Genomic DNA, 24,758 nt, shown 5'->3' on the forward strand with positions numbered 1-24,758 from the left:
CTTTTTATCTGCTAATCTTTTTACTTTATATTTTTTCTTTATGTCATTCTGTTTCTTTTTTTTACTAAGTCTTTCTATTGCAATTTTTCTTTATTTTGTTTTTTATGTTACTTTATCTTTATGTCATTCTGTCTCTCTTATAGCTCTGTCTTTTTTGTTATTCTGTCTCTTTTTCATCTTTTTGTCGCACTTCCTCTCCCCTATTTTTCCTCTTCATTTTGGCTTCATTTTTACCCTTTCATCTGTTTATTTTTTGATATTTTTGCTTGAATATTTAAGTATATAAAAATACTTTTATCGTTTTATTTCTTTGTTTGTTTATTTACTTTGTTTTTATTTTCGTTTGTTATTTATGTAATTGATTTTTTAATCAGATGTGTTATAATATAAATCCATATTTATATAAGCATGTAATATTATTTTTATATGCTTATGTCTAATATATATATAAATATGTTTTAGTATACGTATTTATACTATTAAGCAAATATGGAAATATATAAATGATTTCGGATTGCGTTTTATTATACTCTAAAATAAGTAAATATATAAATATTTAGATGACTTTTTATTATTTTATACCTCTATATTTCAATTTTTTCTTTTTTTTTTATTAGCTCCCCTTACTTTTGTTTATCTTATCATTTTTCTTGTTTTGTTATTTGGACTCTTGTTTGTGATTTCTTCTTTGTTTGTTGATTTGTCGCTTTCATTTTCTATTTGCCAAGCGTTTTTTTCTGTTTGTTTTCTTATTTATGTCTTAGTATAAACCAATTATTATATATTTATTTTTTTGTTATCTTCTTTGTGTTATTATATAATCTGAAGAATATCAATATTGTATATATTTACTTAAACAATTATTTATATTTTTATTTTTTAATATCTCTTTGTACGTCCCTTTTGCTTTTAGCTGTGTTCTATTCTTGTTTGTATATAGATCTGTTTGTTGCTCTCCTCTCGATGAAATCGTTGTTTTTTTATGTTTTGTTTCATTTAAGATCTTATATATAATATGTTTCTTGAGTTTTTTGTTTCTTATTTTTCCCCTGATTATAAGGATTCTATGTTTTTATATATTTGTTTAAATATGTTTGTGTGCTTTTATTCGATTTTATCGAGCTTTATCTTTTTATTTTCTATTTCTTCTTTTCGTTTGTTTCCTCTTTTTTGTTTCTTTTGTGATAGGTTTAAGGTTTTCTATGTTCTTCTTTTGTCTGCCTATTCCTCACTTTGTCTTCCTCTTTATTCATTTGATTTATTATTTAAACACATAAATCATTAGTTAAATAAATATATAACAATACAAATATATTTCATTTATTTTTTGTTTTATATGTCATTATGTGTGTAAATATATAAATATAGAATAGTATTTTGCTTTTGTTATTTTATTATTCGTTTTTAGTTTGCTTTTTTCTCTTTTAATTTATTTATTTTGCCAACATACAACTATATAAATATATATAAAGATTAAAACGCAAAGCGATAAATATTTTATTGCATTTTTGTTTTCTTATCTTTTTATTTTTCTCATTAAAAATGTTTAGATGTATTTGCTTGTTTCGATAAATAGATGTATATTTGCAAGTATAAAAATATAACCACATCAATATGTGCGCATTTATTTAATTCAACCTTTATATAAATATATATGAATTTAAAGATTTTTTCTATTACACCTAAAGAAGGTCAGGTTTTAAATTGGAGCCTGGGCTTATTCGTTGTTTTTAGTGTTTTCAATCTGATCGATGGATGGACATCAGTGCCCAATGCTGGGCAGGGAGTTCTTACGAATGCTTTTGCGACAGTGCAGTCGAATAGCTTTATTCGTGCTGTTGAGTATTTTGTCATTGCTGCGACAAAGTTAGCGATGCTGGAGGTATTTCGTAGATGCTTAAATAAGAATGGTGATAAGGCTGCACAGTTGACCGTCACTATTATGATGGTGCTTATATTTTGTTTAGCTCTTGCAGGTGCTTTACCACAGTTCCTTTTTACTCAAGAGGAGGAAATTGAGGCAATGCTTCATGGTGGATTACCATCATATTTTTCAACTTTCTCGAAAGTAGCTTTCCTTGTGTTTTTTATTACGAAGTTAGTCCTTTGTGTGCAGTTAGTGCGTACTTATGCTGGTAAGATTCGTTTGTTTGGTGCATCTTTGTTTGGCTGTCAAGCTTTGGCATGGTTGATAGATTTCACATACTTTATTGTATATACATGGGTTAGCGGTGCTACGATGACAGAGGTTACGAATATTTTTACGATTATCTCTCTGTTAACCGTCGTTCTTACTCTGATTCCATTCTGCGTTTTGAAGACGACAATGGTAGTTGAGGACTAAAAAAGAAGAATTAAGAATTTACTCACAACTCGTTGCTCTCAGCTCGTCTGAAACCTTAAGACACTAAAAAATGAGTTGTTCGGACGAGAGGGACAGAAAAAAGTAATTCATAACTTGAGAATTTGTGGGTAGAGGGGCGAAGAATTAAAAATATTGTAGAAATGAGCCCTGATGAAGTGGAGGAGAATTGACAGAAAGAAAGCGTTACGCTATGTCTGTGTGGTGAAATGTAAGCTGCTCTGATGAGAAGGTGGGAGATAAGAAAGATAAAAGTATCAAATAGATATTTTCAATACTATCATATTTGTTGATGAAAGAGAAGGAAATAGCGTTTAAAAGGCGCGAAAAGATAAATTGAAAGGAGAAAACCATTGAAAAGTCCTTTCCTCGCTCATAGAAAGTGAGAATCGGCACAAAGAGCAGAGTGGGGGAGAGGCAGCCAACTTGCAAGACTCCGAAAGAGGAAACAGCAAAGAAGGCAACAACGTAAACAAGTGAACGAATGAAAATATAAATATTCGAACACGTAAATACGTAAATAAAGAAAAAGATAAGAAATTAAAAATATAAATATATAAACAATGAAGAATAAGAAGATTGTTTTTGCAAATCAGAAAGGTGGAGTAGGGAAGAGCACGCTGTGCATCCTCTTTGCCAATTATCTTGCTGCAAAGGGTAAAGACGTATGTATCATCGATACCGACTTGCAGAAGACGATTCTGATGCAGCGTCGAAAGGACAAGCTGATCTATGAGGGCGAGGAAGAACCTTATAACGTTCAGGACTTCGATGTAACCGATGTCGAGACAATGCAGACACTGGTTGACTCAGCTTCACAGGTAGAAGGTTTCGTATTGTTTGACTCTCCTGGTAATATCAGCGAGGACGGTCTTGCTCCGCTCTTCGTAGGTGCAGACTACATCGTTTGTCCTTACGAATATGAGGATAAGGCGTTAGACTCAACGGGCGTCTTCGTTCAGGTGCTTAACGTGCTTCGCGAACATAACCCACAGATGACCGCACAACTCTTCTTCGTTCCAAACCGCATCGACCCACGTATCGGTACGGCTGAGGAGCAGGAGATGTGGCGCAGAACCGATGAGGTGTTTGGTAACTTTGGACGTGTCACACCAGTTGTCAACAGCCGTGCGACACTGAAGCGTACAAACACTTTCGAATTGCTCGGTACACAGCGTGACGCGGTGAAGAAGGCGTTTGATTATATGCTGAGGAGGATGAAGTAAAAAAAAGCCTCACCCCCCAAAAAGCCTCACCCCCAACCCCTCTCCGAAGGGAGAGGGGAGTGCCTAACGGGATGAAGTTGGATAAAAATCGGACAATGTAATTTGGATAAAAGTTAAGCAGATTAGGTTGGACAAACGATGTTAGAAGATACTAACCGAGAAGACTTCAAGAGGGCGCAATAGGGGAGAGAGGATGACGAAGGGACAGATCAAGAGAAAGGAAATGATAAGGTCCACGTTTATATATAATAAAGTAGAAACAAAGAAATAAAGATACAATGGCTAAGAAGAAGAAAACAATGGTTATGATGCCTGGTGCAATGACCGACTTGGCACATAGCGTACAGAAGAGTGCAAGACCAAATCCTACTACTAATTCAGAGGAGACGACGACGACGGATGAGCAGGAAGCTAACGAGCCTGCACCGTATTATACGAACAATGTTGAGCAGGAGGTGCGTACTCAGGTTGAGGAACAGCAGCCAGAGGCGTATGCTGAAGCTATTGCAGATGTTGACGAGCCAGCAGTAGCACCAACGACTCCTGCAAGTCCGTTTGCCCGTGTAGAGCCAAAGCAAGAGGCCACTGATCGTAAGGACCGTACTGCACCAGCAGCGAAAAAGCTCCCGAAGGCGGAGGGCAGACAGTTAGCACGCGAGTATTCTCTTGCAAAGGATAGCGGTGAGGATAGCTGGCAGATTTTCCTCGACTTGGCACGCGACTATAAGGCACGCGACTCTCGTCTGGCTACCGTTTACATCGACTCAGACCTCAAGGGTGTCCTCGACCGTCTGAAGTCTGCTACGAGTGTGAAACTTCCTTCAACAGCCCTATTGAGTGCTATTGTTGCTCGCTTCGTATTCGAACACGAGAAGGATATTAAGAACGCGATATTTGGAGAGAGCTTGTTGTAAAAAGGAAAAATAACAAAACAACAAAGCAAAACAAACCAACTGGCCCCTCCCCCGACCCCTCCCCCATAGGGAGGGGCGTGAAATGCGAGATACCCCCATTTGGTTAAATTGACAAGTTGACAAGTGTACGGGTTTACGAGTAGACCAGTTAATTGTTGTGATAAACCATAGTTAACATCGGTACTCATGAGTGGTAGTTTACGAGTTGACGGGCTTACGAATAGACAAGTTATTTGTAGCGATAAACCGTAGTTAACATCGGCAATCATAATTCTGAATTATAAGTTGCTGCTCTTATCGAATAAAGGAATATACAGAATGAAATCAATGGCTGTAAGTGTTGTTTGTATTTTCGCAATATTAGGCATCATTTATGCGATAAATTATCTTTTTTATCGTTTCTCTCCTTTTCATACTTTACCCAGTATCAAGACCCTTCCTGCAAGGAGTATCTTTGGAGTATTTATAGCTATATTCGCTTACTTTGGTTTGCTCTTTTATTTTACCTTTCCTGATAGAGAAACAAGGTTTCTCCATTCTGTGAATATGTACATATGTCTACTTATAATTCTGACAGGCCTGTTGGTTGTTGTGATAGTAGGTATTTTTCGATACGAGAAACGTGTTTGGCTACGTCATAATCTCAAATATAGTAGGTTGATGCTGCCCTCATGGGATAAAGGTTTTAAGAATTTATGTGTGTCAATAAGTAAGATAGATGATATTGCTTATGGTCGTGGCGTAAGTTTCTCATGGTTTGATGGATCTTTTATTTCTGCAGGAAGACACAGAGTGGTGTTTGAATTCTATGAGGATCGTTATTTTTCAAAGGGCAATACGCGTAACGTTATTTATAAAAAGGAGATGGACTTTAATTTCCGAGCAGATACAGTATATGTGATAGAGGTACTTCAAGAAAGACAGACCTTCCGAATCACGGCAGATACGACACGGAAGAATTACCTTTGAGCTTCGAGATTTGAACTTTGAGCATTGATGTTTGGACCTTATAAAAACATCCATCATGTGATAAATTCCTCCGAAAGAAGTGATATTCTCGTTTTTAATTGCTACCTTTGTCATTTCAGATGTTTTGCTTGCTTGTTATGTTTGCAGCACTAAGATAGGTGAATTTTCTAACATATCCAAGTCTTTTGAAAACTTTGTTTCTCAGACACTTGGAGTTCTTACAAGAATTTATGCTGCAGAATTAAGGCCTTATATATATGGACGCAGATACATTCTATTTCTGTTTATTTTTGTGGTGGGTATGCTGCTATTTATATATTTCCTACTTAGTAAACCCATCGCATGTGCATTGGAACAACCCTATAAAGCAAAGTCGTTTAGTAGTTCTTTCGGCTTTAGCAGTGTCTTTTTTAAGTTTTATAGCACATTCTTATGTATATATACAGGAGTATGAAGCGAAGAATAACATAGAATTTAAATCAATATCCCACTTTTTTTCCTGTCTTACCGACCCACAATCAAAGCCCATTTTCGAGCCAGATTACTTCTTAATGTTAGTTTTAATAGTTGTTATTTCTATAATTCCGCTTATCCAACACCTACGTTTAATATGGTGGATAAGTAGACACCCACACTATTCAATACTTACTTTCAAGGTGATACTCGAGATGCCAGCTCGCAAAATATTTATACTCAGCATAGATAATAAGGAATCTTGTGGCGGAAGATACATCTTGTCTTATTATAAATATTTGGTATTGCCAGGCAAACATAAGTATCAATTCTGGTTAGGAGTACTACATGGAAAGGGCAATTATAGGCGTTTGTTCGACCAAGAAATGGAACTTCAGCTCTCTGCAGGCCATCAGTATGTGGTGGAAGAAGACACTCTGGTAGACGAATTGCACGTTTATGATAGTTGTTCAGCGCCCAAAACAGATAACGAAAGTAAAGAAACAATTTAAAAAATAGGTTATGCACATTGATTATTTTTGGCTTGTTAACTTATGGTTGTTATCCTTTTTGGTTGCAATGATGTTATATTTAAAATGGACTGCCCCCATTCTCGATCGTTGGAACAACCTCTTAAGGCGGAGTAAAAGTTTTGTATTACTCAGCGCTGCTGTGTTTTTTATAAGCTTAGGTATGTTCTTTTGCAAATTCTATGTGTTCGAACAACCCTCTAATAAAACCGAAATTCAGGATACAAACAGCCCTTCTTCTAAAGTCCCAAAGTCCAGATATATCTTCTCTGAGAAGGGCGATCCCCTCTACATATTAGTTGTTTTATTTCTGACGTTTGTCTATTTTCTTATCCAATACAAGTGTTTGAAGCGGTGGATAAGCGAACACCCAGACTATGCCATACTGGTTCCCGACCTACTAGATAAGGGGTATGTGAAGCACAAAGCAAGAATATTGAACGATGGTTTCCTACCTATTAGCAACGGACTTGCCTTCCGAACATTCAACGAATACTTGGTTGTGCCAGGCCAACACACATTCCATTTTGAGGTGAAAGAAAGCCGTTTCAAAGGTGGCGATAATGTTTTGTTCACCCAGCACATGGACCTCGACTTAGCGCCAAGCTCGATGTATATTATCAAAAGAGAAGGTAAGGAGGGTAAATTGACCTATAATTTTAAGTGCAAAAGGCCCGAAACAAATAACAACATTTTATAAATAAGAGAATAACACCCCTTATGTATATATATCATTTTTGGGCTTTTGTAACGATTTGGCTACTCCAATTCGTTGTAGCAAATATGTTGCAAGGTCGCAAAAGCTGGCATCTCAACCGGTGGTATAATCCTTTGCGCATAGCCATAACCGAACTAATGATATTCGGTGGAGCAGTTATTATAAGCGTAGCCTACTTTCTTTACCTGTATAGAACGTCGGAACCGTCTTTGTTTAGTAGCTTTAGCCTTTGCATTTTAGTATGTATAGTGGTTGTTTTTGCCGATGCTCTTATAAAGTTTTTGCGGTTAAAACGCTGGATAAACAAGCATTCTAACTATGCAATAATGGTTTTCGATACTCCAACTTCGTGGATAAAATCCATTCGTCGTCTGCATATAGGAAAGTTAGATGGCGTGAAAGATGCCAAAGAAAAGGCGTTTTTTTACGATAAAAGCACCCTTGTTGTGCCAGGAAAACACGAGTTTTGTTTTGATATAAAAAAGCAATCGGGCAAAACTATCGACCACTTATATTCCGTTTATATGGATTTCAACGTAGCACCAAGTACGATGTACGTTTTAAAAGAAAACGAAGACGCAAAGAAATTATACATTAGTTACAGTTGTTCAGCCCCCGAAACAAATAGCCAACCATAGAGTTATATTCCTCCGAAAGAAGTGATATTCTCGTTTTTAATTGCTATCTTTGTCATGTCAGATGTTTTGCTTGCTTGTTATGTTTGCAGCACCAAGATAGGTGAAAATCTGATATATCCCAGTGTTTTGAGGACTTTGCTTCTCAGACACTTGGGTTTCTCACAAGGAATTGTGCTGTGGAATTAAGGAATCAATAAAAAGTCAGATATAATATGAACGTCGATTTATTTGATTTAGAAAGATTCGTAAAAGTGCAAGACGCTTACGATTCGTATGACATCGCCCTTCAGGAGATAAAGAATGGAAGGAAGGAGTCTCATTGGATGTGGTACATCTTTCCTCAAGTTCAAGGTCTGGGACATAGCAGTATGTCGCAAAGATATAGTATCAAATCACTTCTTGAAGCCAAAGCATTCTTGGAAGATGACACATTGGGCAAACGCCTTTACGAGACTATGAGTGCTCTTCCTGTCTACGGAGACGCAGAAGACATTTTCGGAGCGTTAGATGCTATGAAGTTGCGTTCTTGTCTGACACTATTTGACCTCGTGTCTCCAGACGACATCTTCTCGGATTTTTTGGAGAACTACTTTAATAAAGTGCGTTGTCAAAAGACCCTAAAGATAGTAGCATCGGAGTTGTCATATTATAAGGAGGATAATGCGTTCCAAAGAAATGGCATCCACGAACCGGCAAGGGCATTTTTTGAGAGTGGAACCTATGAGGCAGAGCAGATTGATTATGAACAAAGAATCGGAACGCTTTGGGATTTGTTTGGACGTGGTGAAACTATGAGAAAACTGTTGTCTCAATATTTCTGGAGAAAAGATTTCTCTGTTTATCGAGTATCAGGTGTTAGGTTTACTATGCTTGGCTACGTAAGGACTGTCTTCCAAAAAATTGCTGATAATGTGCATGATGATTCGTTATTCAAGGAAATGAACGGTATCTATAATCAGTATCAACCTGCCGATGATGATAGTGTGTTCCTGATAGCAGATGCTATCGATGAGTTTATGAAGGCTCATTGCGATGACAAGGACATAAAATCAGTTTTAGATACGCTGATAAAGCATTCTCTTTGTTTGCCAATTGTGAAATGCGATGAGCGAACATACAATGGCATAATACGTCCAAAACACACTCCAGATACAATATCTTCTCTGAAATCAGATGAGATATTCGTGTTCGGAAGTAACCTTCATGGTCATCATGGAGGTGGTGCAGCCAGGGCTGCCTGTAAAAAGTTTGGTGCAATATGGGGACAAGGTGTTGGGTTGCAAGGTCAAAGTTATGCAATCCCCACCATGCAGGGAGGCGTAGAGACTATTAAGCCCTATGTTGACCAGTTTATTGAGTTTGCTAAGGAACATACCGAATTGTTTTTCTATGTCACACGCATTGGTTGTGGTATTGCTGGTTTCAAGGACAGTGACATGGCATCTTTGTTTAGGGAAGCTATAGGAATTAAGAATGTTTGTTTACCCAAATCTTTCTGGTAACTATTCAGCGGTATTGACCAGTCTGTACTCTCTCCTCTAAAATCTTCGTATAAAGGCTATAAAGATGCTCATTTTTCTGGTTCTTCCGTTAAATGGATAGATATATCCCATTAGGTATATATAAAAGGGATAAGATATAATGTAGAAAAGGCAAATAAAAGATGTCTATCAATTAGCATTTCTTTCTGTCTTCTACAAACATCTTCTTCTCTTACTAATCGATATGTGTAAACTATTTTCATGTAACTCAAAACCAAGGTTTTATTATATACTTCAAAAATTTTCTTTATATTAAGGAGTATGTAAGGTTCTTATAGTCTTCCGTGCATAAAATTATTTATTATGTACCTTTTGTCTTTTTGTCATTCTGTCTTCTATAACCCCTCTGTATTGTAAAGGAAATTCAGAGGTTGAAATTTAATAGGGCGTTAATTCCATTCGAATTAACGCCCTTTTGGCTTGCAAAAGATGCCCTTTTGAGGTCTTACTAACGCCCTTTTGAAGCCTTAGTAAGCACCTTTTGAAAACCACTTCTGCAACTACTTGATAACAAAAGACTTACAAGGGTGCTAAAAATGTACGTTTTAAGCCCTTTTCTCCGCCTTTTCTCCGAGTATTTTGTAATACAATTTCAATAGAGTAAACGTTTGTTTGCTAATTATATGTGCGTTTTCAATATGTGTCACATAGTCATAAACGATGTGTATACATTCTTTTCCCAGATTTTTAGAGCTATATATAACATTATTATTAAATAATTGTTATAATTAATATAAAATCTATACCTTTGCACACGGACCAGATTTTACATCTTTTCAAAGGTGTATTTTATACGAGTCCTATATATTTAAAGAGCGTTTGACATTATCCTCCATCTGAAATCTGGACAATTTCATACACTGTGGATAATAGCAATTACGCTCACGCTGGGATTATTATACCCTATACTCAGGGCATGATATATCTATAGGCGTGGGCTATTGCTTTATTATACAGTGGTGGGCAGTCCAGAGCCTCAGTGGAATAATAAGCAATAGTTTCCACGCTTTTTCTATCTAATAAATTATAAACCGCTTAACTTTTGGGAACAGGTGAGCATTTTAATCTATTATGAAACAGTCAGATTACTTGATGCAACAGTACGCTCTCATCAAAGCATGGGAGAATGAGGAGCCAGGTGTTGTTAGTAAAACGTTTGGTAAGCTTTTAAGTCCCGTTGGTAAACTTATTTCCGTGGTAGTGCCTGAAAAGGTCATAGAGAGCGCAATTAACGCTGCAAATGCTGCTGCACAGTACCTTACGGACACAGCCGACGTGCTGCGTGACGGAAATGTAGAGAGTATTGAAGAACTGCGTACGAAGGATCTTAAACTCTGTGACCAGATGGCAGATTCGGTGCATAACTGGGCTGTCGGAATAGCTACGGCAGAAGGTGTTGCGGGTGGTTTTGTTGGTTTGCCGGGTCTTGTTGCTGACATTCCGTTCATTACCACACTGGCACTTCGTACAATCCATAAGATTGGTGTATGCTATGGTTATGTGGCTGATGCAAATAATGAGGAGGAAGAAAAGGCTTTTGTCTTGGGCGTTCTTGCTACAGCAAATGCGAGTACATTAGGTGAGAAAGCCAGTTTTATCTTGGGTCTCAAGCAGATTTCTTTGTTGATACAAAGAAATGCGTGGAAGAAATTGGCAGAGATGGGAACTGCCAACCTTTTGGCTAAGAGTATTGTGAGCGTGCGTCAGGCGGCAAAGCTTATCGGTGTGAACCTTACCAAGCGTAAGGCTTCTCAGTCTATTCCTTTCATTGGTGGAGCTGTAGGGGCTGCACTCAATGCTTCTTTCATTAATGATATAGCTTGGGCTGCTCGCCGTAGTTATCAGCGTCGTTGGCTTGAGGATAATAAGGTGATAGAGCCTGAGGCTTCTGTAGACGAATAGTCTTTATTTCGTTCTGTCATATAGTTAAGATATCAATCTTAAACTTATGATAGATTACGGTTATTTTAGTAAGACCCTATCAATGCTCGAATAAGGAGTGTTGATAGGGTCTTACTCATTTTATTTTTCCCAGCTTCGGTAATCATAAGTGGTAGTTGACAGGTTTACGAGTAAACCAGTTAATTGTAGCGATAAACCACAGTTAACAGTAGTAATCATAATTATGAATTGTGAATTATGAATTCTGAATTAATAAAGGATTATGGATTTATAAAAAAAAGTGTTATATTTGCACCTGTAAACCTAAATCAATGTAATTATGTCTAAATCTACTACTGTCTTCCTGGGTATAAGGAAGCATGCGTTATACTGCTACAGGTAGAGATAAACCAATTTATTATATATGCAAAATAAAGTTTTATACGGTTTGACAGGAGCGATTGCAATGGGTGCAGTCGTTCCTGCCCAAGCGCAGAAGAAACCGATGAACATCGTCTTTATCATGAGCGATGACCATTCGTACCAGACAATCAGCGCTTACGACAAGCGTTTTATCAGTACACCAAACATCGACTGGTTGGCTGACAATGGTGTGAAGTTCCAAGAGAGCTTCGTTGCTAACTCGCTCAGCGGTCCGTCACGTGCGTGTATGCTGACCGGTAAGCATAGCCATGCTAATGGCTTCACGGACAATTCTAAAACCTTTGACGGCGGTCAGCAGACCTTCCCTAAGTTGCTCCAGAAGCAGGGTTATCAGACCGCTATGATTGGTAAGTGGCACCTCACCTCACTGCCAACAGGCTTCAACTATTGGGATATCCTTATCGGACAGGGCGACTACTATAACCCTGACTTCCTCAGCAATGGTAAGAAGATACGCCGTCCGGGCTATGTGACGAATATCATTGCCGACATGGCGATTGACTGGATGGAGAACAAACGCGATAAGAACAAGCCTTTCTGTCTGTTGATGCACAATAAGGCTCCTCACCGTGTGTGGAATCCTGATACCTGCGACCTCCGCCTCTATGATGATGTTACCTATCCATTGCCAAAGACTTTCTATGATGACTATGCTGGTCGTCTTGCTGCACAGAAGCAGGAGATGAGTATCATAAAGGACATGGACCTCGTCTACGACAATAAGATGGCTGATAAGGAGAATGAGATTCACACCACTACAGGGCTTGAGCAGTGGGGACGTGGCAACTACAAACGTATGACACTTTCACAGCGTGCGCAGTGGGACAGCTACTATGACCCTATCATCAAGAAGTTTAAGGAAGACAAACTCTCTGGTAAGGCACTCGCTGAATGGAAGTATCAACGTTATATGCACGACTATATGCGTGTGATTCACTCTGTTGATCGCAACGTCGGTCGTGTCATTGAGTATCTGCGCCAGCATGGTCTTCTTGACAACACAATGATTGTCTACACCTCTGACCAAGGTTTCTACATGGGCGAGCATGGATGGTTCGACAAGCGTTTCATGTATGAAGAGTCATTCCGCACACCATTGTTGGTTTACTATCCCGGCGGTAAGCATGGGGTTGTCAAAGAGATGGTACAGAACATCGACTATGCCCCAACCTTCCTCGAGGTAGCTGGTGCAAAGGTGCCTTCTGACATTCAGGGCCGTTCTTTCCTCCCACTCCTTGAGGGTAAGAAGCCAGCCAACTGGCGTCAGTCGCTCTACTATCACTACTACGAATACCCTGCCGAGCACTCTGTTTGCCGTCACTATGGTATTCGTACGAAGCGTTATTCGCTCATGCACTTCTACAATGATATCAATGCTTGGGAACTTTACGACCTAAAGAAAGATCCTAACCAGATGCATAATATCTATGGTAAACCAGGTACGGAGAAGCTCACAAAGAACTTGAAGAAGCAACTCCTCCAACTGCAGGTGCAGTATGATGATCCAATACGCAACAAAGGACTTTAGTCCTTTGAACTGTTACCTTTGAACTTTGAACTTTATGATTTGAACTACGAATTACGCGAATTGCGCGAATCCTTGCAAACCTCAATGTTCAAAGGAAAAAGATACATATCATAAAGTTCAATGTTCAAAGTTCAAAGGTAAAGGAGTTCAATGTTCAAACCTCAATGTTCAAAGTATAAAAATTCGTAGTCGATGCCCGAATTTATTTTACATTTTTAGTCAAGAAAAGGTGAGGAATGAAGTCGATAATCTGCTTTTTTGTTAGCTTTGTAAGTGTTTTGTTATCAAGTAGTTGTCGAAGTACGGTTTTGAAGGTGCTTACTAAGGTCCCTAAAGGGCGTTATTAAGGTTCTTAAAGGGCATCTTTAGCAAGCCAAAAGGGCGTTAATTCGAATGGAATTAACGCCCTTTTGATTTTTAGGTTATGAAATAATCTAACAAAAGAAGATATGACTATACACCTTATTTTAAACCCTAATCGGTCATTATACCACAATACGTATCGTTCTTATTACTATGGTATTGTTTCCTAACATCTTTTATTTTCTTATCGGCATCTTGTCCGTCTTTGCAATGCAGACGTAGCGGGCTACGTCAAGTTCGAGTATATTGGTGTCCGATAAAACTTTTTTTGGTTATCTGTGTTAGATAAAATAGACTTAAACTTATGATTTCATTAATTTATTTGGTTATTATAGGGCTTTCCTTGTCAAAATAAGCACATTTTATAATGCTTACAGTTTAAAACCCAGGCCCATGGATAAGTAAAACGGCTGCAACACCGATGGATAAAGAGATACAGAGCTTTCAGTTTATTTTTACCGGACAGCAATAATTTTATATAGTATGTCATAAGTATATTGATCCTTCTTTAAGGCATATAATGTAAAAGGAAGGGGAACAGGAGTCAAGTAAAATTGATGTAAGTATAATTCGAACTTGGCACTTACATGATTATCAAAATTAGAAGGAATTACCTGTTTGGTTTTAGGGTCATAAACGGTTAGCGTACCCTCGTAGGTGCCCACAGCCTTTAAAAAGATATCGTCAGCATCGTCTTCTTGGATAGGAATTGAAAAATTAATATTAGGTTGCAGGATATCAGCTGTGAAATCATGATGTTCGATAGGAACAAAGGGCATGGGGTCGTTTGCGCTTTCTTAATCTTTTGAACATGAAGCAAACAAAAGTGGAAGGACTAAACATGCGACCGCAATAAGTAACTTTGATTTGGGAAGTTTCATTGTAAAAAGTCATTTGGTTTATGTGTACATAAGATACAGATTCCTTTTCTTCTGTACTAAGAATTGCAGATTCATTAACCTGCTTTTCTCTTTATTAAATTTATCTATAAAGTTAACCCCAAATCTCTAAGTTTGTAATTCATCTTGCAAACTTAGAGATTTGGGGTTAAGAAAGACATTAAAGCAGTAGTGTTATTAAAATACAAACTTATGGCTTGTATTTTTGTAATGTTAATTATCATGTAGTAGGCTTATTTTATCGCTCCATATTTCAGAAGAACTTTCTTTCATTCTTTGTTATTATGAGATAAATTCAGTACTTTTGTAACAATAATAAAATAGGAAGAGATATGGAACCATTGGCAGAACGATTGCGACCGCGCACGCTCGACGATTATATCGGACAGGAACACCTCGTTGGTGAGGGGGCTGTGCTCCGACGTATGATTGACTCGGGGCGCATTGCGTCGTTTATCCTTTGGGGACCACCGGGCGTGGGCAAGACTACGTTGGCACAGATTATCGCTAATCGTTTGGAAACACCGTTCTATACGCTTTCTGCCGTGACGAGTGGTGTGAAGGATGTGCGCGATGTTATTGAAAGAGCACAGAGTGGGCGTTTCTTTAATTCCGTCTCACCGATTCTCTTTATCGACGAAATCCATCGTTTCTCAAAGTCGCAGCAAGATTCGCTCTTGGGTGCGGTAGAGAAGGGAACGGTGACGCTTATTGGTGCAACAACAGAGAACCCATCGTTCGAGGTGATTCGACCGTTGCTCTCACGCTGTCAACTCTATACGCTGAAGTCGTTGGAGAAAGATGATTTGCTGAAGCTGTTGCATCGAGCCATTACGGAGGATGTGGAACTGAAGAAGCGTAATATCGAACTGCACGAGACGGGGGCGCTCCTGCGTTATAGTGGGGGTGATGCGCGTAAGCTACTGAATATTCTCGACTTGATTATCTCAGCCGAATCGGGCAACGATGTCGTGATTACTGATAAGATGGTGGAGGAACGACTGCAAGAGAATCCGTTGGCGTATGACAAGGATGGCGAGATGCACTATGATATTATCTCGGCATTTATCAAGTCGATTCGTGGTTCCGACCCTGATGCAGCACTCTACTGGATGGCACGTATGATAGAGGGAGGAGAAGACCCAAAGTTTATTGCGCGTCGTGTCGTTATCAGTGCGGCAGAGGATATCGGACTTGCTAATCCTAACGCTTTATTGTTAGCGAATGCAGCCTTTGACGCTGTGACGAAGATAGGTTGGCCCGAAGGTAGAATCCCATTGGCTGAGGTGGTAGTCTATTTAGCTCGGTCGAAGAAAGATAATTCTGCATACGTAGGCATCAATAAAGCGATAGAGTTAGTGCGCCAGACGGGCAACCTTCCTGTTCCCCTCCACCTTCGCAATGCACCAACAAAGCTGATGAAGGACCTTGGTTATAGCGATGGATATAAGTATCCACACGATTATCCGGGACATTATGTCGAGCAGCAGTATATGCCGGATGAGTTAGCCCCACCCCGACCCTCCCCGAAGGGGGAGGGAGAAAGCCTCCCCCAACCCCTCCGAAGGGAGGGGAGTGCAGATAGCTAAATGTCGCCCCAGTCTCTCCGAACCAACGGTCACTGACCAAAGGGAAGTAATGGAGGGGAGCACAGATAGGATAAAGTGGGATGAAAGGTAATCATCACCATCCAACATTTAACCCCCAACACCCAAGAAACATGAAAATAGTAATTCTCGACTGCCACGCAGTCAACCCTGGTGACCTTTCATGGGAACCAATAAAGGAAATAGCAGAGTGCGTTATCTATGAGCGCACAAGTCAGGAACAAGTTGTTGAACGAGCAAAGGATGCGGACGGTATTCTTATTAATAAGGTTAATATCACCCGTGAAGTGCTCGATCAACTGCCACAATTGAAGTATATCGGTGAGTTAGCAACAGGATATAACAATATCGATGTTGAGGCTGCACGTGAGCGAGGTATCATCGTATGCAACATCCCTGCATATAGCACGGATAGCGTTGCACAGCATGTCTTCGCCCTCCTCTTGAACGCAACCACACATGTCGACCATTATGCTGAGGCTGTGCGCCGTGGCGAATGGAGCAAGCAGCAGGACTTCTGCTACTGGGACACACCACTCATGGAACTCGCTGGTAAGACACTCGGTATCGTTGGCTTGGGCAACATCGGTCAGAAGGTGGCAATGATAGCACATGCTCTGGGTATGGACATCTCAGCTTGCACCAGTAAGAACAGTAGCGATCTGCCAGAGTGTATTCGTAAGACAACCCTCGAAGGCTTGCTCAGTACGTCTGACGTTATCACCTTGCACTGTCCTTTGACGGCGGAGAACACGCGTATGATCAATGCAGAGACGCTGAAGGGCGTACGTCGTGGTGCCATCCTTATCAATACAGGACGTGGCGGACTCATCGACGAGCAGGCTGTTGCTGATGCCCTTGAGAGTGGTCAACTCGGTGCTTATTGTGCCGACGTAATGACCGAGGAACCACCGCGTGCAGACAATCCGCTCTTCCGTCAGCCTAATGCCTTCATCACTCCACATATTGCGTGGGCAACACGCGAGGCACGAGAGCGCCTAATGGCAATCTGCGTTGAGAATATTAAGAAGTTTATAGCAGGGGAACCACAGAACGTGGTGTAAGAAGAAGCCCCACCCCGACCCTCCCCGAAAGGGGAGGGAGGCAAATAGGATAAGGTTCGCTGTATGTTCTTGGTGGATTAATAAGACTATCTTCTCATTGTGGAGTAATAAAGAGATTTGATTTACATATTATAATTACTTACCCCTCCATGTAAGCTATGCTCGTTAGCTACATCAACTTAGAGTACCACCCATAGCTATCTGCACTCCCCTCCTTTCGGAGGGGTTGGGGGAGGCTTCTTTTTTTTCTTTTTAATTCAAATATGATCTACACTGATCCACATCTTGTCCGTACGCTTCAGGTGATACTGGAGTTTCTCGGAACGTTTGCGTTTGCCATATCGGGCATCCGCCATGCCGCACAGAAACACTTCGACTGGTTCGGAGGTTATGTCTGTGGCTTTGCCGTTGCTATTGGTGGCGGTACGCTTCGTGACACTATGTTAGGCGTGCGCCCGTTCTGGATGGCAAACATCATGTACGTTCTTTGTACAGGTCTGGCGCTCTTCCTCGTCATCTTGTCGCGTAGGTGGATTCAACGCCTTAGCAATGCGTGGTTCGTCTTCGATACACTCGGCTTGGCACTCTTTACTATTGCGGGTATTCAGAAGACAATCGCCTTAGGACACCCCTTCTGGGTAGCCGTTATCATGGGTTGTATCACTGGTGTGGCAGGTGGTGTTATCCGTGACGTATTGCTGAACAACATCCCCGTAATCTTCCACAAAGAGATCTACGCCGTGGCAAGTGTGGGTGGCGGACTCATCTATTGGGCACTCTTTTCGCTCGGACTACCACTTCCGATAACAGTTATTGTGACATTCCTTGCAATCTGTTTAATTCGTTTTATTGCAGTGGGTTATCACATCTCGCTCCCCACATTACAAGATGAAGACGAAAAAAAATAATAAAAAAGATTGCTAAACATTTGGTGGAACGAATAAAAAGCAATACCTTTGCACTCGCAATTCAGAAATGATAACTAAATCATTATCTGTTGCAACCATAATAATGGTTCCGTAGCTCAACTGAATAGAGCACTTGACTACGGATCAAGAGGTTACAGGTTTGAATCCTGTCGGAATCACAAAAGGAATACTCGAGAGAGTGTTCCTTTTTTTTGTTCTCCGAACTACGAATTTCTCGAATGACACAAATTATTTAGTAATACCTTTGAACTTTTTATTCGTTCACCCTTTGACACATATCCTTCTCAGACTTCTAATAATCAGTTTTTTACTATTTGTGAGATGATTTTATGCGGAGATTAATTAAAGGGAAAGCGAAAAATAAGCCTTTACTGCCGTATGAATAGGAGTGAAATAGTAAGGTGTTAGCATGCGAGAGTGGTATGTCTGTGGCGCAAAAGACTGCTAAGCAACGTCCCTTTAGTGTGTATTAATAGTGTAATCGTCCTTGATAAGTTTAAGTAAATGGATGGAAGGGGAGTCCAGAACATGCCCTTCCGTCTTGATAACGTTATAATGACGCAATGAGGTCATCTATATTTACAGAGCAAGAGGTGTTTCCTCCAGGAACTTCTACATGCTTGATAATCATATTGTTAGGTTGGTATTGTTCTGCAATGTGAGCATCAGACATAGAGAAATCAGAACCATTTACCGTGGTCTTCTTTCCTTTTTTAAGTTCCTTTTTACATCTATGTATTGCCTCACGATAAGTGCTTATCATTTTCGTCTTGTTGTTTTTAAAGGAATCATTATCGTCTATCTTTATCTCAACCGGAGGATAACTGATAATTATCCCCAATTCCTGATATTTTTCTAAGCCAAAATCCTTTATAGAGCTAAGTAATAACTTGGTTCTTACGACTGAACTACTAATCTGCCAGATGGCTTTTTCATCAAAATTAGACTTCATTTCAGAATAGACGATATAGTCCTTATCTCCCACTTGTAGTAAGAAGATACCATCACAGTCGCACTGATAGCTGCAGTCTAGGAGCTTACTGTTAAAAGAGTCCTTACATTTCTTTAGCAAATGGTTCTCTATTTCTATTATTTCTCCAGCATGTTCATAGGTAACTTGCTCAAGCTTATTGGCTTTTTTTTGTTGCTCATATTTGGTTACTTTACCGTCGTCATGTTGTTTAAAAAAGCAGGCTTGTAAAAGACATTTGCGTAGGACAGAGAAGTCTATCATTGGTCAGAAGCATTAAGGGAGTACAACATTTCATCAATCTGTTCATCTTGTTTACGCATCTTTTCTACCGTCTCATAGAAGGTCTTCATTGGTATTCCACCTTCTTCCACTGGCAGTTTTTCTATCACAACCTTACCTGTCTCGTCATCTCTATGAAAGAAATATGCCTTCACATTATCGCCATCAAGGAACGTTTTTTCTGATAAACCATTTGCGGTGCAATACTCTTTAAAGGTTGTTTCATCTTTCTTACGGATATTACCTAACTTGATAAGTTGGTTCAATCTATCCATAAAATAATCGCTATGTGTCGTGATATGGAACAAGAAACCATTGTTGATGCATTCCGCAATAAGGTCTGCCACCTGAATCTGCATGGATGGATGCAGATGTGCTTCAGGCTCTTCCAGACATATTGCTGCGTTTGCGCCAGGGTGATTCTTTAATAGAAACAAAAGCGGACTAATCTCTTTTATAGAGGAGGCTGCGGCAGACATGTTTACGTGTTCGCCTCCATCAAGTACCAGAAATTCCTTACCTTCTTCCGTAACAACATTCCCATCGGTTATCTTCTTAATCTGGTTAAGATAAGGAGACTGCTCTTCAGTAACTTCTATTGAAGTGCAATACTCGTTATCAAATAAGAATCTGCCATACATTCCCTTTGTATTTATAGAGCTGGTAAGGGAATAATCGGCATTAATCAAAGCTCCGTTTGCAGGTGGAAAGATTAAATTAATAGCATAAAAGTTCCTAAATAATCTGTGGAAAAGTATCGCATGACAATTCTCCCCTACTGTAAATGCAGTATTTATAATGATATTTACCCTACTCTCTTTGCCATTAATTGAGATGTTTAGAGTATTACCTAATCTCTTTACTGTCTCCTCTTCTGTTGCTGCTACCTCTTGATATGTGACATGAAGGGACTCACCAAACTCTGGAAAGAGAAAATCTACGTCGCATTCTATGGTCGGATCTCCTAATAATGCGCGCATAAATGCTGTTACATTATCATGAAGATATGTTGAAAGTAAATCACTTGAAAGCGTAAAAGAGCCTGAAGAATCTTTCCCCATTAAAGACTCATATAGGCGTGTGATCTCTCCAGGAGCCAATAATTTTGTGAAAAGATAATAAACAAGATAGTTCGCGTAACTCTTTCCCAGCTTTGACATACCCGTAAACACCATGAATGGTGCTACCTGGAATGATACTTCCTGTAAAGGTCCGAACTTATGAATGTCTATAATTATCTTTTTCATATGATTCAATATTGGTAAAATGGGTTCTACATCACAGACTTGGCGGAGTGATTAGAAATCATATAGTATGGTACAAAGATACGAAAAATAATGTATTAAGTGAAAAATATATGAGAAATTATTGGTTAGAAGACAGTTGAAAGGGAAGGATAGCCCTTCCGTTGTATAGTCTTGTAGAATAGAGGAATAGATAAAAAGGAGAGCGTATTATCCCTCCTTGTTGTAAAGTAATTTCCCAATTGCTTTTTAATCGATGGTCTTTTGCATTGCAAAAGATGCCCTTTTACGTGGTAAAAGGTGCCCTTTTGAGGTGTAAAAGACGCCCTTTTGCAATGTAAAAGGGCACCTTTTAGAAGGGTGTTTGTAACCATTTGTATCTCTGATAGTTACAAAACCAAAAATAAGAGGAAATCTGTTGTTTTTCGATTTGGTGTGAATAAAAAGTGTAAAGATTTTGTTAAGTAGGCGATTAGGTGGTTGGGTAAGTGGGTAAGTAGATGGTTTCATGGGTTGACAGGTGTAGGGGCAGAGTGCTATAGATACGGTTTCATGGGTAGGGAAGTGTACGGACTGGGTACTAAAGGTATTGGCTTCGGGCGTTGAAGATTGCGTTTTGAGGCTAAGTTTTATTCTTTTATTCCGTCATTTTTTTAGCCTTAAACAGTTGGTTTACCCCTCTTTAACTCCTTCAGCAGCTATGATGTCTTCGTAAGAATGCACCTGTTCCCACCGTCTAAATAAACAGACGATGTGCGGAATGTGATTTTTTATTTGTAAGTTTGTAGGTGAAAATAACACTTATAAGGAAGAATATAACTCTATATGAAACGCAGAACGTGGCGCAAATATCATAAATGGACGGGACTAATCATCAGTTTCTTCTTGGTAATGTTTTGTCTTTCGGGAATCGTCTTGAACCATCGTCGGTGCTTTGCTGACATCAATGTGAGCAGAGCAGTGCTACCTGGTCGGTATGATTTCAAGCATTGGAACAACGGATTGTTGCGTGGAACGCTACGTTGTAAGGATGATAAGGGGCACGATATGGTGCTCATCTATGGTGCTGCAGGCGTTATTCGGACAGATACGGTAGCGTCAATCTTCATTGATTATAACCAGGGATTGCCTTCAGGTGCTGATTATCGGCAGATGAGAGGAGTGGTACAGACGAAAAACGGACAGGTCTTTGCTGCAAGTGTCATGGGTCTTTACCAACTCAAACCCCACCAGGGCTGGCAGTCGGTGGCACTTCCTGAGATGGATTCGGATGATCTGTTGAGCGACATTACCACACGGGGTGACACGCTGGTGGTGCTCTCGCGTTCCTATCTTTACTATGCTACAGCCCCTTACCGACAGTTCCATAAGGTGGAGATACAGCCTGCTGTGGGCGACGATGGTAAGGTTTCGCTCTTCCGGCAGGTGTGGTTGCTGCATAGTGGTGGGCTTTTCGGGACCGTGGGGAAGCTGATTGTCGACCTCATAGCACTCATTCTCATTGCTCTTTGTGTGACGGGTGTGTGGTTCTGGGTGCGTCCGACACATGCAAAAGTATTGAATTGGCATAATAAGATTGGTGTGTTTACCATCGTATTGACACTCTTCACGGCGATAACAGGGTGGGCTTTGCGTCCTCCAGTGATGATCCCACTGACCATGAATAACACCTATCCGCTGCCTGGAACAGTATTGGCAAGCGATAACGCATGGTACGATTGTCTGCGGATGATACGTTATGACGAGCAGAATCACGACTGGTTACTGTCGACATCAAAGGGCTTTTGCTCCTTATCTTCGCTAACCTCAAAGCCACAACCCATCACCATTGCACCGCCAGTGAGTGTGATGGGGCAGACGGTATGGCAACGTGACGAGAGTGGAATGTGGCTTGTTGGCTCTTTCGATGGGCTCTTTCGGTGGAACAGACAGGCTGGACAGATTGAGCCTTATAATAATATGATGGTTGCAAAGGCTACTATTCCGGGGACAGCTGCCGCTGGTCAGATGGTAGTAGGCTATAGTTCCGACTTCACAGGTGAGGAATGTGTGGCTGATTATTACGATGGTACGTTCTTCTCTGCCCAACCTGAAGAGTTGAGAACCATGCCAATGTCACTGTGGAGTCTTGCCTTAGAGGTGCATACGGGTCGTATTTATGCTGGTGCTATAGGCTCTTTCCTCTTTATCTTTGTTGCCGGATTGTTCGTAATCATCGCACTGTGGTCGGGTAAGAAGAGCTAAAAAGCTTCTTACCTTATATATAATAGACGTGAGAAAGAGGTATAACAGGGATAAAGAAGATATAAAATACGAGTAAAAAAGTCCGAGGAATAAAAAAGCTTAAGCCCATGGCTTAAGGTTAGAAAAGGAAGTAATGGCGCAATGAATATTAAGGTTTAAAGTGTAAAGTGCAATGTTTAAAGCAGAGACTTCGTTCCTATTATTTCTCACTAAAGTCTGGATTAAAGTCCTCAAAGAACTTTTTCTGCTTCTCAATAAGCTGGTTTGTCTCTTGGTGCATGAACTTACAGGCGAGGTCATAGAGAGGAATTGCGACATGATGGACCAAAGAGTCTGTGAAGCCAAGCTCTCTATAATAGTTCACAAGGCTCTCATCTTCCGATAAGTCTGCAGCAAAAAGGAAGATATATTCGCATCCAACAATTTCTAAAAGACACTTAACTTGGGGTATTATGAACTTCCAAAAGATAATACTACCTAACCTTTGAGGTATATTTAGTGCTTCCCATTTTTCGCGATAACCATCATTGATGCAGAAATGAACAATCTCTACACCTGAATAAGTCTTACCTACGTGGCGTTGATTGCCCTTGAATATCTCATCAATGGTAACCTCATCTGCACTAAAAACACGTTCAAGTGATTCTCTTGTAAGTCCTTTTTTCGAGCGAAAGGATTCTAATAACTCTTTAAATCCTTCTTTTTTATCTTCGGATATGCTCTTGTCCGTTATCTTTTTTATAAGGAGATTGTATATTTTCTGTAACTGTTGGTATTGGTCAGCTTCAACTATTTTATCATAAAGCATACCACATTTTAATGAGAAATAGAAGACAACGCTTCCTTCCTCATCCTTTATTACATAATAAGCGGTTGTGTTATTCTCGTCTTCCTCATATGCTTTATCCTTGAGATTCTGCTCAAGTTGAGGATTTCTGCTATTGTAGAAGTCTTCAACTATCCACATATTCTCCAGCTTTCCTGCAAGACGTTCACAGGAAAAACTGTCCAATACCTTCCTTTGTTCTTCTGTAATTTTCATGATATAAGGGTGTTTTCTTTCGCATTATGCGCCTAAAATGTTCAGCATAATTCGTCTTTGCTTTATGCGTTGGGCATCAACGCAGATATCTTCAACCCTTATTTTTGCCCTACAAGCACTGTCGGGATCATATCCCTCACGTGCTTTTCGCCAGGAATATTCGCCATGTGAAAGCGTACTTAAGCTCCATGAGTCTTTTGGTGCATAGGAAGAGAAGACCTTATCAAATACCTTTTTGTACTTTCCGATAGTCTCTTCGCTGAGCATTTCACCATGAAGTTTATCAGTTTGGAATGCTTTATGAACAGAATAGAGCACCGGTCCATATTTCCAAGCCTCGAATTGATCCTCAAATAGAGGCTCTCCTGTCTCAATGATAGCCTCACGTTGGGTGAGATAAAGTAGCTTATGCAACTTCATCTCATCAATCTGTCTGCCATATTCTTTCTCATATCGCTGACTGATATAGGATGCTATCTGCTGTACATCTTCCATTCTTCTGCTTTTCTTTGCTGCAAATTTATGATTATTTCCCTAATAAAACAAATAAATGAGTGGGTTTCTTAACAGTAGTAATCATAATTTGTAGTTGACGAGTTGACAAGTTTACGAGTGAATTGTAGCAATAAACCACAGCTAACAGTAATAATCATAATTTGTAGTTGACGAGTTAAATTGTTGCGATAAGCCACAGTTAATATCGGTAATCATAATTATGAATTGTGAATTATGAATTGTGAATTATGAATTCTGAATTATGAATTCTGAATTATGAATTCTGAATTATGAATTCTGAATTATAGTTGGGGTATATATAAAAAGAAACGGCAGAGCAATTGCTCTTCCGTTATCTCCGAATAACCACCGTCTCACGACGATAATATTTCTACAATCTTTACCTAAAATATAA

18 protein-coding genes, 1 tRNA gene and 1 pseudogene are annotated in these 24,758 nt (G+C 39.7%); 16 read left to right on the plus strand and 4 right to left on the minus strand.

Annotated elements, in window-relative coordinates:
• Positions 1-1,654 precede the first annotated feature (1,654 nt).
• The 15 genes and pseudogenes from FIU21_RS03650 to FIU21_RS03720 all read left to right on the plus strand — a co-directional run bounded on the left by FIU21_RS03650 (position 1,655) and on the right by FIU21_RS03720 (position 18,224).
• Positions 1,655-2,344 (plus strand): hypothetical protein, encoded by a 690-nt coding sequence (locus FIU21_RS03650; protein ID WP_004359133.1) that lies wholly within the window; start codon positions 1,655-1,657, stop codon positions 2,342-2,344.
• Positions 2,345-2,925: 581 nt separating this feature from the next.
• Entirely contained in the window at positions 2,926-3,588 is a 663-nt protein-coding gene (locus FIU21_RS03655) for a ParA family protein (protein WP_004359131.1), read from the plus strand.
• A 278-nt stretch (positions 3,589-3,866) separates the two neighbouring features.
• Positions 3,867-4,502 carry a hypothetical protein gene (locus tag FIU21_RS03660; RefSeq protein ID WP_004359127.1) on the plus strand — a complete coding sequence of 212 codons (636 nt, stop codon included), beginning with the start codon at positions 3,867-3,869 and terminating at the stop codon, positions 4,500-4,502.
• Positions 4,503-5,201: 699 nt separating this feature from the next.
• Positions 5,202-5,471: a hypothetical protein gene (locus tag FIU21_RS13245; protein ID WP_231291302.1), complete on the plus strand. Its 270-nt coding sequence runs from the start codon at positions 5,202-5,204 to the stop codon at positions 5,469-5,471.
• A gap of 257 nt (positions 5,472-5,728) precedes the next feature.
• Entirely contained in the window at positions 5,729-6,436 is a 708-nt protein-coding gene (locus tag FIU21_RS03670) for a hypothetical protein (protein WP_004359122.1), read from the plus strand.
• Positions 6,437-6,446: 10 nt separating this feature from the next.
• A complete protein-coding gene (locus FIU21_RS03675; RefSeq protein WP_004359121.1) occupies positions 6,447-7,154 on the plus strand; it encodes a hypothetical protein in 708 nt (235 codons plus the stop codon).
• 20 nt (positions 7,155-7,174) lie between these two features.
• A complete protein-coding gene (locus FIU21_RS03680) occupies positions 7,175-7,810 on the plus strand; it encodes a hypothetical protein (protein WP_004359119.1) in 636 nt (211 codons plus the stop codon).
• 212 nt (positions 7,811-8,022) lie between these two features.
• Positions 8,023-8,376: pseudogene (locus FIU21_RS13250) on the plus strand (DUF1810 domain-containing protein); the annotation flags it as partial.
• Between the two features lie 561 nt (positions 8,377-8,937).
• Complete coding sequence (locus FIU21_RS13255; protein WP_036885871.1) at positions 8,938-9,312, plus strand: A1S_2505 family phage non-structural protein; 375 nt, start codon at positions 8,938-8,940, stop codon at positions 9,310-9,312.
• 1,110 nt (positions 9,313-10,422) lie between these two features.
• Positions 10,423-11,253: an EcsC family protein gene (locus tag FIU21_RS03695; protein ID WP_004359115.1), complete on the plus strand. Its 831-nt coding sequence runs from the start codon at positions 10,423-10,425 to the stop codon at positions 11,251-11,253.
• 403 nt (positions 11,254-11,656) lie between these two features.
• Positions 11,657-13,204 carry a sulfatase family protein gene (locus FIU21_RS03700; RefSeq protein ID WP_004359113.1) on the plus strand — a complete coding sequence of 516 codons (1,548 nt, stop codon included), beginning with the start codon at positions 11,657-11,659 and terminating at the stop codon, positions 13,202-13,204.
• A gap of 1,594 nt (positions 13,205-14,798) precedes the next feature.
• Positions 14,799-16,055 carry a replication-associated recombination protein A gene (locus tag FIU21_RS03705; RefSeq protein WP_004359111.1) on the plus strand — a complete coding sequence of 419 codons (1,257 nt, stop codon included), beginning with the start codon at positions 14,799-14,801 and terminating at the stop codon, positions 16,053-16,055.
• A 131-nt stretch (positions 16,056-16,186) separates the two neighbouring features.
• On the plus strand, positions 16,187-17,137 hold the full coding sequence (locus FIU21_RS03710; protein ID WP_004359109.1) for a D-2-hydroxyacid dehydrogenase: 951 nt from the start codon (positions 16,187-16,189) through the stop codon (positions 17,135-17,137).
• A gap of 263 nt (positions 17,138-17,400) precedes the next feature.
• Complete coding sequence (locus FIU21_RS03715) at positions 17,401-18,045, plus strand: trimeric intracellular cation channel family protein (protein ID WP_004359107.1); 645 nt, start codon at positions 17,401-17,403, stop codon at positions 18,043-18,045.
• 105 nt (positions 18,046-18,150) lie between these two features.
• A tRNA-Arg gene (locus FIU21_RS03720) sits at positions 18,151-18,224 on the plus strand.
• A 392-nt stretch (positions 18,225-18,616) separates the two neighbouring features.
• Here the strand turns inward: FIU21_RS03720 and FIU21_RS03725 are convergent.
• Together FIU21_RS03725 and FIU21_RS03730 are read right to left on the minus strand one after the other, a co-directional pair.
• Positions 18,617-19,300 (minus strand): hypothetical protein, encoded by a 684-nt coding sequence (locus FIU21_RS03725; protein WP_004359105.1) that lies wholly within the window; start codon positions 19,298-19,300, stop codon positions 18,617-18,619.
• Complete coding sequence (locus tag FIU21_RS03730) at positions 19,297-20,565, minus strand: AAA family ATPase (protein WP_004359104.1); 1,269 nt, start codon at positions 20,563-20,565, stop codon at positions 19,297-19,299. The genes FIU21_RS03725 and FIU21_RS03730 overlap by 4 nt, the downstream gene beginning before the upstream one ends.
• A gap of 822 nt (positions 20,566-21,387) precedes the next feature.
• Between FIU21_RS03730 and FIU21_RS03735 the strand changes: the two genes are divergently transcribed.
• A complete protein-coding gene (locus FIU21_RS03735) occupies positions 21,388-22,806 on the plus strand; it encodes a PepSY-associated TM helix domain-containing protein (RefSeq protein ID WP_004359103.1) in 1,419 nt (472 codons plus the stop codon).
• A 199-nt stretch (positions 22,807-23,005) separates the two neighbouring features.
• Here FIU21_RS03735 and FIU21_RS03740 read toward each other — a convergent pair whose 3' ends face one another.
• Complete coding sequence (locus FIU21_RS03740; protein ID WP_004359102.1) at positions 23,006-23,848, minus strand: hypothetical protein; 843 nt, start codon at positions 23,846-23,848, stop codon at positions 23,006-23,008.
• A gap of 24 nt (positions 23,849-23,872) precedes the next feature.
• Entirely contained in the window at positions 23,873-24,343 is a 471-nt protein-coding gene (locus FIU21_RS03745; RefSeq protein WP_004359101.1) for a Panacea domain-containing protein, read from the minus strand.
• Positions 24,344-24,758 lie beyond the last annotated feature (415 nt).

This window comes from Prevotella melaninogenica (genome assembly GCF_013267595.1).
Classification (GTDB): Bacteria; Bacteroidota; Bacteroidia; order Bacteroidales; family Bacteroidaceae; genus Prevotella; species Prevotella melaninogenica_D.

Excerpts from the sequence above, each read along its gene's own strand:
- FIU21_RS03700 (WP_004359113.1), top strand. The coding sequence starts at position 11,657 with ATGCAAAATAAAGTTTTATACGGTTTGACAGGAGCGATTGCAATGGGT.
- FIU21_RS03675 (WP_004359121.1), top strand. The coding sequence starts at position 6,447 with ATGCACATTGATTATTTTTGGCTTGTTAACTTATGGTTGTTATCCTTT.
- FIU21_RS03745 (WP_004359101.1), bottom strand. The coding sequence starts at position 24,343 with ATGGAAGATGTACAGCAGATAGCATCCTATATCAGTCAGCGATATGAG.
- FIU21_RS03695 (WP_004359115.1), top strand. The coding sequence starts at position 10,423 with ATGAAACAGTCAGATTACTTGATGCAACAGTACGCTCTCATCAAAGCA.
- FIU21_RS03660 (WP_004359127.1), top strand. The coding sequence starts at position 3,867 with ATGGCTAAGAAGAAGAAAACAATGGTTATGATGCCTGGTGCAATGACC.
- FIU21_RS03710 (WP_004359109.1), top strand. The coding sequence starts at position 16,187 with ATGAAAATAGTAATTCTCGACTGCCACGCAGTCAACCCTGGTGACCTT.
- FIU21_RS03670 (WP_004359122.1), top strand. The coding sequence starts at position 5,729 with ATGGACGCAGATACATTCTATTTCTGTTTATTTTTGTGGTGGGTATGC.
- FIU21_RS03725 (WP_004359105.1), bottom strand. The coding sequence starts at position 19,300 with ATGATAGACTTCTCTGTCCTACGCAAATGTCTTTTACAAGCCTGCTTT.
- FIU21_RS03735 (WP_004359103.1), top strand. The coding sequence starts at position 21,388 with ATGAAACGCAGAACGTGGCGCAAATATCATAAATGGACGGGACTAATC.
- FIU21_RS03715 (WP_004359107.1), top strand. The coding sequence starts at position 17,401 with ATGATCTACACTGATCCACATCTTGTCCGTACGCTTCAGGTGATACTG.
- FIU21_RS03650 (WP_004359133.1), top strand. The coding sequence starts at position 1,655 with ATGAATTTAAAGATTTTTTCTATTACACCTAAAGAAGGTCAGGTTTTA.
- FIU21_RS03705 (WP_004359111.1), top strand. The coding sequence starts at position 14,799 with ATGGAACCATTGGCAGAACGATTGCGACCGCGCACGCTCGACGATTAT.
- FIU21_RS03740 (WP_004359102.1), bottom strand. The coding sequence starts at position 23,848 with ATGAAAATTACAGAAGAACAAAGGAAGGTATTGGACAGTTTTTCCTGT.
- FIU21_RS03655 (WP_004359131.1), top strand. The coding sequence starts at position 2,926 with ATGAAGAATAAGAAGATTGTTTTTGCAAATCAGAAAGGTGGAGTAGGG.
- FIU21_RS03730 (WP_004359104.1), bottom strand. The coding sequence starts at position 20,565 with ATGAAAAAGATAATTATAGACATTCATAAGTTCGGACCTTTACAGGAA.
- FIU21_RS03680 (WP_004359119.1), top strand. The coding sequence starts at position 7,175 with ATGTATATATATCATTTTTGGGCTTTTGTAACGATTTGGCTACTCCAA.